The sequence below is a fragment of the Pseudodesulfovibrio indicus genome (genome assembly GCF_001563225.1).
GTDB classification, from domain to species: Bacteria; Desulfobacterota; Desulfovibrionia; order Desulfovibrionales; family Desulfovibrionaceae; genus Pseudodesulfovibrio; species Pseudodesulfovibrio indicus.
In genome coordinates this window covers 1,131,357-1,144,872 of record NZ_CP014206.1, presented here as the reverse complement: position 1 = coordinate 1,144,872, position 13,516 = coordinate 1,131,357, and the positions used below count along the sequence as shown (strand labels likewise).

Here is a 13,516-nt window from a genome sequence, read left to right as displayed (position 1 = left end):
AGGAGTTGACATGTCCAAGGAAGTGACCATAGTCCGCAACGTGCTGGAGGCCAACGACCGGCTGGCCGAAGAACTGCAGAACAAGTTCCGGGTCAAGAAGATCCTCTGCCTGAACCTCATGAGCTCGCCCGGCGCGGGCAAGACCACCCTGCTCGAGCGCACCCTGACCGAGCTCAAGGACGAATTCAAGATGGCGGTCATCGAGGGCGACCTGCAGACCGACAACGACGCCCAGCGCGTGGCCGCCACCGGCGCCCAGGCCGTGCAGATCAACACCGAGGGCGGCTGCCACCTCGATTCCGGCATGGTCATGGACGCGCTCAAGGCCATCGACACCGACGGGCTGGACATCCTGTTCGTGGAGAACGTGGGCAACCTGGTCTGCCCCGCCGAGTTCAACGTGGGCGAAGACTACAAGGTCACCCTGCTGTCCGTGGCCGAGGGCGACGACAAGCCCGAGAAATATCCCTTCATGTTCCACATCTCCGCGGTCATGCTCCTGAACAAGACCGACCTGCTGCCCTACGTGGACTTCGACCTGGACAAGGCCACCAACCACGCCAAGAAGCTGAACAAGGACATCGAGGTCATGCCCATCTCCGCCCGCACCGGCGAGAACATGGACCAGTGGTATGACTGGCTCCGCAAAAAGCGGGCCGAGAAGCTCTAAGTCCGACAACGCCGATTGTTTGTTTTCAAAGCCGCCTCCGGGCGGCTTTTTTCATGCCCGGCCACCCAACTCTCGAAAGCCTCTGCCGCCATCGCGGGCCGTCTTCGGACGGGTTTCTTTTTTTGATCATCCACAAATGTGTGGGCGAATTTTTCGCCCGGTTTTTCTTGGCAAGGGATTCCGGGGGATGTAGGGTGGCACCATGTCCTTTCCGAAGAACCTGCCGCTCGAGGACGTGCTCGACTCCATCGCCGACGGGCTGTTCACCGTGGACGCGGACTGGAACGTGACCTATTTCAACGGGGCGGCCCAGCGGATCACCGGGATAACCGGGGACGACGCCCTGGGGCGCAAGTGCTGGGACGTGTTCCGCTCCTCCCTGTGCGACGGCCAGTGCGCGCTGGGCGCGTGCATCGAGCACGGCGGGCGCATCGTCAACAAGTCCATCTTCATCGTCCGCTCGGACGGCACCACCCTGCCCGTGTCCATCTCGGCCTCGCCCCTCAAGGACCGGGACGGCAACGTGGTCGGCGGGGTGGAGACCTTCCGCGACCTGACCGAGATCCACGTCTCCCGCCAGCAGGCCAAGGACATCTACCGGTTCGAGAACATCGTGGGCCGCAGCCAGGCCCTGGACAAGATCTTCCGCATCCTGCCGCAGATCAGCGAATCCGAGGCCACCACCCTGCTGCTCGGCCAGAGCGGCACCGGCAAGGAGCTGTTCGCCAAGGCGATCCACTCCCTGAGCCCGCGCAAGGAAGGGCCGTTCGTGGCCGTGAACTGCGGCGCGCTGCCCGACACCCTGCTGGAATCCGAGCTGTTCGGCTACAAGGCGGGCGCGTTCACCGGGGCGCGCACGGACAAGCCGGGCCGGTTCGAACTGGCCGACGGCGGCACGGTCTTTCTGGACGAGATCGGCGACATGCCCCAGAACCTCCAGGTCAAGTTGCTCCGCTTCCTCCAGGACAAGACCTTCGAGCCGCTCGGCGGGGTCTCCCAGGTGCGCGCGGACGTGCGCGTGGTGGCCGCCACCAACCGCAACCTGGAGGACGCCGTGGCCGAGGGGACCTTCCGACAGGACCTCTTCTACCGCCTCAACGTGGTCACCCTGACCCTGCCGCCCCTGACCCAGCGGCAGGAGGACCTGCCCCTGCTCGTGGACCACTTCCTCCAGGAATTCAACGGGCTGCGCAACAAATCCATCCAGGGCGTGAGCGAAGACGCCATGGCCGTGCTCCTGCGCCACGACTTCCCCGGCAACGTCCGCGAGCTGGAAAACATCCTCGAATACGCCTTCATCCTCTGCGCGGACGGGTTCATCCAGGTGGAACACCTCCCGGAATACCTGCACCCGGCCAAGGGCTCGCCCCGGTCGGCGGGCCTGTCCGGCACCATGGAGGCCATCAAGCGCCGCGCCGCGCGCCAGGCCGTCAAACGCAACAACGGGAAAAAAATGGCCGCCTGCCGCGAGCTGGGCATCACCAAGGACACCCTGCGACGGCTCCTCTCCGACAAATAGGCGAATTTTTCGTCCACCTTCCTTGCGGTAATGGCGAATTATTCGCCCAAATGCCCATATCGCTTAAACCTAACACACTGTAATAAATCAATATTTCTGTTGGCACGATCTATGCTCTATTGCCATCAATCGGTCAGGGTCCTGCCGGAGAGTTTTTTGGAGAGTGATGATGAAAGTGGATTCCGCCAAGCTCATCTGCCTGGCGTGCTACCAGGACCGGTTGGCCTCCGTGTGCGAGAACGCGGACGGCTACAAGTTATTTGAAATACGCGATCATAAATCTTACCCCGCAGGCCTCCTATCCCTTCCCTCAAAGGACCCTATGGACAGGACATCCGCCATATTGGCCTGCGGGGTAACCATTTTTCTGTGCGGCGCCATCCGCAACCGCACCCGCGAAGCCCTCGAAGAAGCCGGAATCCAAGTCATCCCGTGGCTCACCGGCTCCCTCGGCCAGGTAGTCGACGGCTATCTGCACGGGTCGCTGGCCGAGCTGGCCATGCCCGGCGCATCAGTTTGACATTTTCCCGCCGATGGTTATCTCTCTCGGACCCGGACGCGACCGTCCGCTGGTCCGGGATCTGCGCGTACTTTCAAAGGCGGCCCTGAGCCGCCCTATTTCAGGAGAATCCTATGAGTGGTTGTGAAGGATGTGCGTCTGCCGCACCTGACGGGAGCTGTTCCAGCGCCAACGGCTGCGACAACCCCGAAGAGCAGAAACTGCAAAAAACCCTGAGCCGCATCAAGCACAAGATCGTGGTCATGTCCGGCAAGGGCGGCGTGGGCAAATCCACCGTGGCCGCCAACATCGCCGTGGCCCTGTCCCTGGCCGGCAAGAAGGTCGGCCTGCTGGACGTGGACGTGCACGGCCCGAGCGTGCCCCGGCTTCTCTCCCTCAAGGGCCAGCAGCCGCACATCGGCGACCAGATCATGGAGCCGGTGCCCTGGTCCAGGAACCTGTCCGTCATGTCCCTGGGCTTCATGCTGCCCGACGACCGACAGGCCGTCATCTGGCGCGGACCGGTCAAGATCGGCCTGATCAAGCAGTTCGTGGAGGACGTCATGTGGGGCGACCTCGACTTCCTCGTGGTCGACTGTCCCCCCGGCACCGGCGACGAACCGCTGTCCGCCCTCCAGACCCTCGGCCCCACCGCCATGGCCGTCATCGTCACCACCCCCCAGGGCGTGGCCGTGGACGACGTGCGCCGGTCCGTGTCCTTTGTGGGCGAAGTGGGCAACCGCGTGCTCGGCATCGTTGAAAACATGTCCGGCTTCGCCTGCCCCGACTGCGGCAAGGTGCACAACATCTTCAAGTCCGGCGGCGGCGAGGAACTGGCCAAGGAAGCGGGCGTCCGGTTCCTGGGACGCATCCCCCTCGACCCCGCCGTGGCCGACTCCGGCGACGAAGGGTTCCCCTTCATGAAGGTCCACCGCGATACCGCCACCGGACAAGCCATGGAACAAATCATCCAGCCCATCCTCTCCCTCCCCGACCCGCCCAAGGCGTAGCCGGGCCATCAGCCATCAAAAAGGGCGGACGCGCTGCGCGCGTCCGCCCTTTTTTTTTGCGCCTCCGGCGGCCGGGGGAAGGGGAGGAAAAACCCTTTGAAAAGGGTTGTTTCCTCCCCTTCCCCCGGACCCCCATCCCCTCCTTTTCCCAAACTTTTTGGGTCGCTTCGCGAGGTTCGAGGTTCAAGATAAGGCCTCTTCCTTTCCAGAGTTTTAACACGCCGCCCTGACACTTTCCCTTGGCCCCCGTCCGGTCCGGCGGCGTGGGCAACCGTCCCGGATGGTTCGCGCCGGGCGGCTGACCGCGCGCCGCAGACGTCCGGCGCGAACCATCAGGGACACCGCATCCCCGCCACCCGCCGACACTCCCGCCAAACCGCACACCTCCCCCTTCCACCTCCCCCAAAACTCGACCCTCCGCGCCCGCACGGACCCGAGCGAAGCGAGCGACAAAAAGTTTGGGAGGGTCCAGGGAACCCTTTTCAAAGGGTTCCCTGGCGGGGTCTGGGGCAGCGCCCCAGCCGCCGGAGGCTTCCCTCGACGGCATCCAGGTCGCCGGCAGCTCCGCGTCATCCCTCGCCGGGCGGCGTGACCAGGCGCCGAATGTCGTCGAATGCGGAACGGAAGGCCACGACCACGGTGGGGTCGAACTGGGTTCCGGCGCAGCCTGAGATTTCTCCGCACGCGCGGTCCATTGACAATGCATTGCGGTAGGGCCGGTCCTGGAGCATGGCGGACAGGGTGTCGGCCACGCTGATGATCCGCGCGCCGAGCGGGATCATGGTGCCCTTGAGGCCGTGCGGATACCCCTTGCCGTCCCATCGCTCGTGATGGTGCAGGACCATGTCCACCACGCCGAGGTCGCGCAGGGCGGCCACGGGCTGGAGGATGGCGGCCCCGGCCTCCGGGTGGTTGCGGATGGCGCGCCACTCCGTGGTGTCCAGGGGGCCTTTTTTCCGCAACACCGAATCCGGCACGCCGATCTTGCCGATGTCGTGCAGGTGGCCCGCCACGTGGATGATGTCCGCGGCGCGCCGGGGCAGCCCCATGGCCAGGGCAAGGACGCGGGACACCTCGGCCACCTCGTCGGAGTGCATGGACGTGTGCGGGTCCTTGGCGTCGATGGCATTGCCCAGCGACTCCGCGAACTGGTGCAGGGCGGTGGTGATGCAATGGTTGGAGGACGCCCAGTCGCGTTCCGGCCTCGACAGCGAATGGACCGCTGCCGAGGCCGACTGAAATGCGGACATGCCTAGGCCTCCGCGCCCTTGGACCGGGTGAGCAGGTTGTCCAGGTTGCGGTTGATGGTCCGGTGCAGGCAATTGCCGTCCCCGGCTCCGGCCACGGCGCGGTCGGCGGCGATGCGGAAGCAGACGCGCGCCTCCTCGAACTTGCCGTTCATCTGGTAGACCACGCCCATGTTGTTGCGCACCTTGGCTTCGTGCAGCGGAGATTCCATGGACCGGGCCAGCCGGTCGGCCTGGGTCAATTGGAACAGGGCGTCCTGGCAACGGCCTTCGTTGCAGGCGAGCATTCCCTGGCGGTTCAGCAGTCCGAGTTTCTTCAGCGAGCTCATGGCAGTACTCCTTCGGGTTGGGTTGATGGACACCGGCCTCGCCCCTGGCGGACCGGCGGGTACATCGCCCGGCGGAAAGCGGACCCGAAACGGCGGGACGGCGCACGGCGGGAAGGAACACTCGGACAACGGATCGAGGTCGGACTGGGACATTCGGCATGGGCGCAGTGTATTGAAACTGATTTTCAATATCAAGACTTTTCCGCACGGAAATTCAAGGGTCCCGAGGGCGTCCCCCGCCACTGGAAAGGGAGAATGAAAAGATGTAGGATGCCGCAACGATGGAGGTGCGATGAAACGAACGATCCCCGGACCGGTCCTGTGGACCGCCACGCTCCTGGCCCTGCTTCCGGCCCTTCTTCTGGGTGCCGGATGCGCCGAAAAGCGGACCGAAGGCCCCGCCGTCGACCCGGCGGCCACGGCCCAGCTGCGGGCCTCGGTGACCTACCGCGCGCGGATGCTGCTGCCCCCGCGCTGCACCCTGTTCCTGTCCCTGGAGGACCTCTCCCGGCTGGACCCGACGGACCGCACCGTGGCCTCCACCTTTATCCCGGTCCAGGCCGCCCCGCCCTTTCCGGCGGTGCTGCGCTACGACCCGGCCAAGATCCACCAGCGGCTGCGCTACGCCCTGGCCGCGCGCATCGAGCTGAACGGCCAGGTGCTCTTTGCCGGGAGCGCGCGCATCGATCCCTTTGCCCAGCCAGAGGACGAACCGGTGGAGATTCAGGTCGTCCCTCCCTCCAAGAAGACCCGATAAAAAAGGCCCGGCGCGAGAAAACGCCGGGCCTTTGGCCGTGCCGTGAAATGTTTGGGGAACGCGCTCGGCGCCCCGTCTACCGCGCGATCATGGAGCGCAGCAGCTCCGCGCAATTCTCCGTGTTGTGGCCCATGTTGTCGAGGCAGTCCACGAAGTGGATGAGCTGGTAGATGTCCTTGAAATCAATGTCCATCTGGTAGATTTTCTTCTGCAGATCGTTCTTCTGGCGGCGGACCTCGTCGCGCTCGCGCCGGACCTTGCGGTAGCACTCCTTGGTGCCCTCGCGGTCCAGGGACTCGCCGTTGGTCAGGGCGATGGTGGACTTGAGCGCCGGTCCGAGCAGCACGGTGCATTTGGCCACGGAATCCAGGAGGTAGATCATCCCCTTCTGGATTTCCTCGGGAATGAGCACCGGGCGCATGGCCAGCCAGTGCAAGGCGTCCTGGGCCGCGTCCAGGATATTGTCCTGGCTCTTGGTGTAGGACAGGAACAGGTGCTTCTCCACGGCCATGAAGAGCCCCTTGGGCAGGTGGTTGCGGATGTTCCGCTTGATCGAGTCGGCGTGGTTCTCGATCTCGTCCACGGCCTTGGTCAACTCCTCGAACTCGCGGCACATGCCGCCGGAGACGTAGCACTCCAGGGAGTCGTCGATGGCTGCGATGCACTCGGCGATCTTGTCGTAGTGCTCGACAAGGCCTTCCATGGGGGAACGGTTGCCGAGCAAACCGAAGAAGGGAATTCTCAAAGACATATCATGCGACCTCGTTGAAAGGGGTTTTTGCAGTTTCGTAACCTAGCCGTAACACAACCATTTGAGCAGCACAAAGATAACAATGCTGGTCAGGGCGGCGATGGGGACGGTGGCGATCCAGTAGGCGACGATGCGCAGGAGCACGCGAAAGTCGACCGCCGAAAAGCCGCGCGCCAGACCCACGCCGACCACGCCGCCCACGGCGGCATGGGTCGTGGAGACCGGCAGTCCAAGGTTGGAGGCGACCAATACGGTGGAGGCGGCGCCGAAGTCAACGGCGAATCCGCGCGTATTGGTCAGGGTGGTGATTTTTTCGCCCACGGTGGACATGACCTTGTGGCCCAGGACGGCGATGCCCACGGCGATGCCCAGGCCGCCCAGCACGAGCATGGGCCAGGGCACGGCGGCGGTGGCCAGCAGCTTGTGCTCCTTGGCGATCAGGTAGATGGCCGCCACCGGGCCGATGGCGTTGGCCACGTCGTTGGCGCCCTGGGACAGGGCCACGTAACAGGACGTGCCCACCTGCATCTTGCGGAAGACCCGCTCCACGCCCTCGGCCCCCTCCTCCTCGTCCATGACGAACCGCGCCACGAAGATGCGGGCGCCGAGCCAGGCCAGGAAGGACAGGGCGGCGGCGATGCCGAGGGAGCTCAGCCAGTGCAGCCCCAGGGACTTGCCGGCCGGGGTCTTGTACAGGAACGAGAGGGAGATCATGGACAGCGTGATGGCCACCCAGATGGGCGCCCATACCTTGGCCTGGTGAATGAAGTTTCGTTTGAAGAGGATGTATTTTCGAATGTGGGTGAAGATGAAGTAGGCGATGGCGGCGGCGAAGAACGGGGAGATGATCCAGGACAGGACGATGCCGCCCATCTTGAGCCAGTTGACCACGTCCGGCCCGCCCGCCACCAGGCCGAAGCCCATGATGGCCCCGACGATGGAGTGCGTGGAGGAGACCGGCAACGACGTCAACGTGGCCACCAGGACCCACAGCCCGGCCGCCAGGAGCGCGGCGAACATGCCTATCATGATCAGCTTGGGATCGGTGATCACGTCGGGGTTGATGATCCCCTTGCTGATGGTCGCGGTCACGTGAGAGCCGAGAAAGACCGCGCCGATGAAGTTCAGGATGCCCGCAATGAACACGGCCTGCTTCACGGTGATGGCCCGGGCGCCCACGGCCGAGGCCATGGAGTTGGCCACGTCGTTGGCTCCCAGGTTGAACGCCATGAGGAACCCGGCCCCCACGGACATGTATAGGAACAGATCGTAGATATCCATCGTAACGCCCCTCTTCCGAGGGAATTGGTTAGAGATTGCCTACGGCGTCTTCTCCGCAGGCTTGTTCAGGCGGAAGCAGAACCGCGCCCCCCGAACATCCTCGCCGTACCCGTCGTGCCAAATCTCGCCGCCGAAGTTCTTGACGATGCGGCGGCAGATGGCCAGGCCGAGCCCGGCGCTGCCGGAGCCGTCTATAGTATTCTCGTCCACCCGGTAGAACCGTTCGAACACCTTGGTGGAATGTTCCCTTGATATGCCCGGCCCCTGGTCTTCCACGCAAAAGACGATGGACTCGCCGTCGTCCTCTGCGCTGACCGTGATCACCCCGCCGTGGGGCGAGTATTTCACGGCGTTGTTCAGCAGATTGTGGAAGACGTGCAGCAGCCCGTCGGTCTCGCCCATGACGTACATTTCGTCTTCCGGGGTCCGGGTGCGGAAGGTCACGGACCGCTCCCCGGCCCACACGGCCAGGTCGTCGATGGCCCGCGACAGATGCTCGCGCCCGGACAGCGGGCCGAGCCGGAGCCGCTTGCCCGCCTGCTCGGACTTGGCCAGGGCCAGCATGGACGAGATGACCTTGTCCATGTGGTCCGCGTTCTTGAGCACGGTCTCCAGGAACCGCCGCCCGTCGGCGGGGTCCGCCGGGGGCATGTCGAGCAGGGTCTCGGTGTATCCCTTGATGGAGGTCAGGGGGGTGCGCAACTGGTGCGAGGCGTTGGCCACGAAGTCCTTGAGGCTCTTCTCGCTGCGCTTCATTTCGGTGATGTCGTAGAAGACCAGGATGATCTTGCGCACGCCGTTCTGGTCCAGGAACCGCTCCGCCGAGACCTCCACGGTGCGCGTGTCCATGATGTCGATCTGGATGGAACGCGCCTGCTCCGAGGGGTCGGCAAGGACCCGGTCCACCAGGTCCTGTATCTCGTACCGCCGGATGACCTCGATGGGCGAACGCCCCACGGCCGTCTCCGGGATGTTGAACATGTCGTCGAGAGCGGTGTTGAAGGACTCGATGCGCCCGTTGGAATCCAGGGTCAGGACGCCCTCGCGCATGCCGCCGAACACGGCCTGGAGCTGTCCCTTCTGGTCCTTGATCAGCTCGATGTTGCGCTCGATGGACTGAGCCATGGCGTTGACCGCGTGGGCCAGGGGCTTGAACTCGCCGCCGGGCAGGACGCGCAGCCTCTTCGAGTAGTCGCCCTCGCCGATGGACCGGGCCAGCTCGGAGAACGCCCGGATCTCGCGGCCCATGTTGCGCGACATGAACATGCTCAGGAGCACCGCCGCGCCGAAGGTCGAGAGGAAAATCCAGATCAGGTTGGACCGCAGCAGGTTGAGCCGCGCGCTGACGTGGGAGAACGGCACGGCCATGCGCAGCACGCCCTCATCCACGGCGGGCACCCCCGGGAACTGCCGGGCCACGTAGAGCATCTCCTTCTCCAGAGTGTCGGAATGGCGGGAGTTGACCCCCCATCCGTCCTTGAGAGCGGCCACGACCTCGGGCCGATGGCTGTGGTCGTCCAAAGTGCCGAGATCGGCGAAGGGCACTTCGGAATCGGCCACCACGCGGCCGTCGACGATGTAGGTGATCCGTGAATTGAGCTTGAAGGCAAGGGCGTCCAGCCACTCCGCGAAGTCCTTTTCGGACTCGAACAGCGGGTGATCCCGGATGAGCCATTCGATGGCCTCGATCTGGTGCCTGGTCCTGATCTCGGCTTCGGTGACCAATTCGTCGCCCACGATGCTCGTGGAGTAGAAGAAGATCACGGCCATGGCCATGAGGAGCAACCCCCAGGTCCACAACAGGATCCGCATCTGAAAAGAGCGCAGTTTCATTGCCTCGTCCTTGATGGCGCGTTCAGCGGTTACATTGTTGATCAACCTGATCAAGTACCTCTTTCGCCGAACGCGTGCGCTGTGTAACACAATCGTAACTGAATTGTAATGTTTCCATTTGTTACAGTTATGTGACAAACGGGGCAACAAAAAGACGGAAATTCAGGCGTTCGGAAAAGAAGTTCCGGCCTGGCGGCAGGTTAGAAAAACAGGGGGGTGCGAGCCCCGTTCGGGCCGGGCCAGGACCGCCCGAAAAAACCACGAATTTGTCGCTCGCGCCCCACTTCCCACAGAAAAGCCCGGCCCCCGCATCGGGGACCGGGCCTTCGCTCCCGGACGCGCTGACGGCTAGAAGCCGCGAACGCACTCCATGAGGTAGGTGGAGACCTCCACCCGGCAGACGCCGTTCTCGATGATGAGCCGCACGTTGTTCTCCGGGATCAGGGCCATGTCCTCGGCCACGTCGTACCACTTGCCCGCGACCCAGTCCGGGGTCACGCCGTTGGTTTCCATTTCCTTGACGGGGTAGCTCTCGGCCACGACCCATTCGTCGTCTTGTACTGCAGGCATTTCCATGCTCCCCGGCCGCCTTCGGGCGGCCTCGCGTTGTTCGTTCAGGTTCGGTTCAAGATCACAAAAATTCGCGCGGGTTCTGCCCCAGCAGGCAGAACGCCTCGTAGGTGATGGTCCCCCACCACCCGGCCAGGTCCTCGGGGGTGATCGGGTTCGCGCCCGGACCGCCCAGGAGCCAGGCTTCGTCGCCCGGCCGGACCTCAATCCCTTCGCCTATGATGTCGGTTACGTCAACCGCGGTCATCTGCATGCACACCCTCCCCCGGATCGGCGCGCGGCGGCCGTGGATGACCATCTCGCCCGCGTTGGACAGGGAGCGGCTGTAGTTGTCGGCGTAGCCCACGCCCACGATGGCCACCATGGACTCGCGCTCGGCGGTGAAGGTCCAGCCGTAGCTGATGGACTCGCCCTTCTTCAGCGGATGGACCTGCATGACCGGGGTGGAGACCTCCATGGCGGGCTTGAGCAATTTGCCAAGGCCCGGGCCGTTGCCCTCCAGGGGATCGCAGCCGTAGAGCGCGATGCCGAGCCGCATGGAGTCCAACCGGCAGTGCTCGAAGGCCATGCCCCCGGCGGAGTTGGCCAGGTTGGCCTCGACCTCGAACCCGGCGCGGGCCAGCCCGTCCAGGCAGGCCTGGAACCGTTTGGCCTGCAACGCGACCTCCCCTTCCCTGCCCGGCACGTCCGCCGAGGCCAGGTGGGAGGTGGCCATGACCGGGGTCAGCCGGGTCCCCTTCAGCAGGGCCGCGACCTCGTCCACCTCCTCGGGCAGGAAACCGAGCCGCCGCATGCCGGTGTCGAACTTCAAGCCGATGGCCAGGGGACCGTTCTTCTCGGCGGCCTCGGCCACGCGCTCAAGCTGGGCGCGATGGGAAATGGGGGTCAGGATGTCGTGGTCCCAGAGGGCCTGGACGTCCGCGTCGTCCACCGGGCCGAGCAGGGCCATGATCCGCTTGGCGCAGCCTGACCGGCGCAGCTTGGCCGCCTCGTGGACGAACCCCACGGCAAAGGTGTCCGCGCCCTCCGCCTCCAGGGCGCGGCCGACCTCCACCAGGCCGTGGCCGTAGGCGTCGGACTTGATGACCGGGATGACCCGGTCGTGGAGGTCGGTGAAGAGACGGTAGTTGTGGCGCAGGTTGTCGAGGTGGATGCGAACGCGCAGCTTGTTGTAGTCGATCATTATTTTCTCTTGAACAATTTTTCGAGATCGTTGGGGCTCCAGCGCAGGACCACGGGCCTGCCGTGGGGGCAGAACTCGCGCTCCGGGGTGTCGAGCCATGTTTCGAGCAGGGCCAGGGCCTCGTCCACTGCCAGCGGCTGGTTGGCCTTGATGGCGGTCTTGCAGGCCATCATGGTCCACAGGTCGTCCAGCCCCCCGGCCTTTTCCGCCAGGGCGTCCTTCAGATACTCCCTGGCCTTCCCGGTTTCAAGTGTCGGGGGAATGCCCCGGACCAGCGCCTTGGCCGGGCCGTCCATCTCGATGACGAACCCCATGGAGCGCAGGTCCTCGCGCAGCCCGGCCAGGACCTCGGCCTCGGCCGGGTGCAGGGATATCTCCAGGGCCAGGGCCAGGGGCTGGGTGTCGCCCCGCTTGCGCTGGTCGCGCATGGCCGCCAGGATGACCCGCTCGTGGGCCGCGTGCTGGTCCACCAGCAGCAGGTCGTCGCCCTGGCGGATGACCAGATAGGTGTCCGCCACCTGGCCGAGATAGGTCATGCCCCGCCCCTTGAGACTCGCCGGGCGCAGGGAGTCCGGCCCCGGCTCGCGGACCATGGGCGCTCCGCCGGGGAACGGGCCGTCTTCGCGACGGGACGCCTCTCCGCCGGACGGGGAGTACGGGCGCGGGGGCGGCAGGGGCAGGTCCAGGGACCTGGCCCGGTCCGCCTCGAAGGCGCGGTAGGTGGAAAATTTCGGTCCGTCGCCCACGGGGGCGGGACGGTGCGGTGCGCGGGACGGCTCCGCGCCGCCGGAACCGGTCGCCGGGTGCACGCCCCCGGAAAGCGCGCCGCCCGCCAGTTCGGCGTCCGTGCCGGACAGCGCCTGCATGACCCCGCTGCGGATGACCGAGAACACGCGGCTCTCGTCGATGAACCGGACCTCCAGCTTGGCCGGGTGCACGTTGACGTCCACCTGGTCCCTGGGCAGGTCCAGGAAGAGCACGATCTGCGGGTATTCGCGGGACAGGAGCATGCCCCGGTACGCCTGGCGCACGGCGGAGAGCATGACCTTGTCCTGGACCGGGCGGCCGTTGACGTAGAGCAGGATGCGGTCGCCGCGCCCCTGGGCCGTGGCGGGCGAACCGGCCACGCCGCGCGCCCGGTAGCCGTCGCGCTCGAAGTCGAAGGGGGCCAGGGCCGAGGTCACGGCCGGAGGCCAGAACGCGGCCAGCCGGTCGGCCAGGGTCTGGTCCGGGGGCAGGCGAAACGCTTCGCGCCCGCCGAGCGTCAGGGAAAAGCCGGTGGAAAGATGGGCCAGGGAGACGCGCATCAGGGCGTCCTGGCAGCGCCGGTTCTCGGTCGCCTCGGTCTTCAGGAACTTGAGCCGGGCCGGGATGTTGGCGAACAGGTCCCGAACCTCCACGCGGGTGCCGGAGGCCAGGGCCGCAGGCCCCTCCGCCGCCACCTCGCCGCCGCGCACCTCGATGAAGGCGGCCTCGTCCGCGCCTGTCGCACGGGAGGTCATGACGAAGCGCGAGACCGAGGCGATGGACGGCAGCGCCTCGCCCCGGAACCCGAAGGAGCCGATGTCCGAGAGGTCGCGCAGGTCGCGGATCTTGCTGGTGGCGTGCCGGGTCACGGCCAGGTTGAGCTGCGCGGCGGGGATGCCCGAGCCGTTGTCCTGGACCACCATGAGCGAACGCCCGCCCTGCTCCAGGGCGACGTCCACGCGGGTGGCCCCGGCGTCCAGGGCGTTCTCCACCAGCTCCTTGACCACGCTGGCGGGCCTTTCCACCACCTCGCCCGCGGCGATCTGGTTCTTCAGCCCCGGGGGCAGGATGCGGATTTCGGACGGTGCGCTCATATCCATAATAGATAATCCCCCTGCCG

Annotated in this window: 13 protein-coding genes; 5 read left to right on the top strand and 8 right to left on the bottom strand. The window is 65.4% G+C overall.

The features are described from left to right. Positions 1-10: 10 nt before the first annotated feature. From hypB to AWY79_RS05320, 4 genes are all read left to right on the top strand, one after another. The gene (gene hypB / locus AWY79_RS05335) at positions 11-670 is read left to right on the top strand and encodes a hydrogenase nickel incorporation protein HypB (RefSeq protein WP_066801286.1); all 660 of its coding nucleotides are present in this window, start codon (positions 11-13) and stop codon (positions 668-670) included. Positions 671-872: 202 nt separating this feature from the next. Further along, the gene (locus AWY79_RS05330) at positions 873-2,189 is read left to right on the top strand and encodes a sigma-54 interaction domain-containing protein (protein ID WP_066801283.1); all 1,317 of its coding nucleotides are present in this window, start codon (positions 873-875) and stop codon (positions 2,187-2,189) included. Positions 2,190-2,511: 322 nt separating this feature from the next. After that, on the top strand, positions 2,512-2,709 hold the full coding sequence (locus AWY79_RS19300) for a NifB/NifX family molybdenum-iron cluster-binding protein (RefSeq protein WP_233491011.1): 198 nt from the start codon (positions 2,512-2,514) through the stop codon (positions 2,707-2,709). Positions 2,710-2,822: 113 nt separating this feature from the next. After that, positions 2,823-3,698: an Mrp/NBP35 family ATP-binding protein gene (locus tag AWY79_RS05320; protein ID WP_066801280.1), complete on the top strand. Its 876-nt coding sequence runs from the start codon at positions 2,823-2,825 to the stop codon at positions 3,696-3,698. A 569-nt stretch (positions 3,699-4,267) separates the two neighbouring features. On the opposite strand, the gene AWY79_RS05315 is transcribed toward AWY79_RS05320, so the two are convergent. Both AWY79_RS05315 and AWY79_RS05310 read right to left on the bottom strand, forming a co-directional pair. After that, positions 4,268-4,948, bottom strand: a complete 681-nt coding sequence (locus AWY79_RS05315) for an HD-GYP domain-containing protein (protein WP_078063623.1) — start codon at positions 4,946-4,948, stop codon at positions 4,268-4,270. A 2-nt stretch (positions 4,949-4,950) separates the two neighbouring features. After that, positions 4,951-5,274: a tetratricopeptide repeat protein gene (locus AWY79_RS05310; RefSeq protein ID WP_066801277.1), complete on the bottom strand. Its 324-nt coding sequence runs from the start codon at positions 5,272-5,274 to the stop codon at positions 4,951-4,953. Between the two features lie 292 nt (positions 5,275-5,566). Here AWY79_RS05310 and AWY79_RS05305 point away from each other — a divergent pair, with 292 nt between their 5' ends. Further along, positions 5,567-6,031, top strand: a complete 465-nt coding sequence (locus AWY79_RS05305; protein WP_066801274.1) for a YbaY family lipoprotein — start codon at positions 5,567-5,569, stop codon at positions 6,029-6,031. 76 nt (positions 6,032-6,107) lie between these two features. Here the strand turns inward: AWY79_RS05305 and AWY79_RS05300 are convergent, their stop codons facing one another. From AWY79_RS05300 to mutL, 6 genes are all read right to left on the bottom strand, one after another. Next, the gene (locus tag AWY79_RS05300) at positions 6,108-6,782 is read right to left on the bottom strand and encodes a DUF47 domain-containing protein (RefSeq protein ID WP_066801271.1); all 675 of its coding nucleotides are present in this window, start codon (positions 6,780-6,782) and stop codon (positions 6,108-6,110) included. A 42-nt stretch (positions 6,783-6,824) separates the two neighbouring features. Further along, positions 6,825-8,063 carry an inorganic phosphate transporter gene (locus AWY79_RS05295; protein ID WP_066801268.1) on the bottom strand — a complete coding sequence of 413 codons (1,239 nt, stop codon included), beginning with the start codon at positions 8,061-8,063 and terminating at the stop codon, positions 6,825-6,827. Positions 8,064-8,102: 39 nt separating this feature from the next. Continuing rightward, entirely contained in the window at positions 8,103-9,875 is a 1,773-nt protein-coding gene (locus AWY79_RS05290; protein ID WP_233491010.1) for a sensor histidine kinase, read from the bottom strand. 369 nt (positions 9,876-10,244) lie between these two features. Further along, complete coding sequence (locus tag AWY79_RS05285; RefSeq protein ID WP_066807007.1) at positions 10,245-10,466, bottom strand: hypothetical protein; 222 nt, start codon at positions 10,464-10,466, stop codon at positions 10,245-10,247. A 61-nt stretch (positions 10,467-10,527) separates the two neighbouring features. Continuing rightward, on the bottom strand, positions 10,528-11,649 hold the full coding sequence (gene alr / locus AWY79_RS05280) for an alanine racemase (protein ID WP_078063622.1): 1,122 nt from the start codon (positions 11,647-11,649) through the stop codon (positions 10,528-10,530). Then, positions 11,649-13,490, bottom strand: a complete 1,842-nt coding sequence (mutL, locus tag AWY79_RS05275) for a DNA mismatch repair endonuclease MutL (RefSeq protein WP_066801263.1) — start codon at positions 13,488-13,490, stop codon at positions 11,649-11,651. The genes alr and mutL overlap by 1 nt, the downstream gene beginning before the upstream one ends. Between the last annotated feature and the right edge of the window lie 26 nt (positions 13,491-13,516).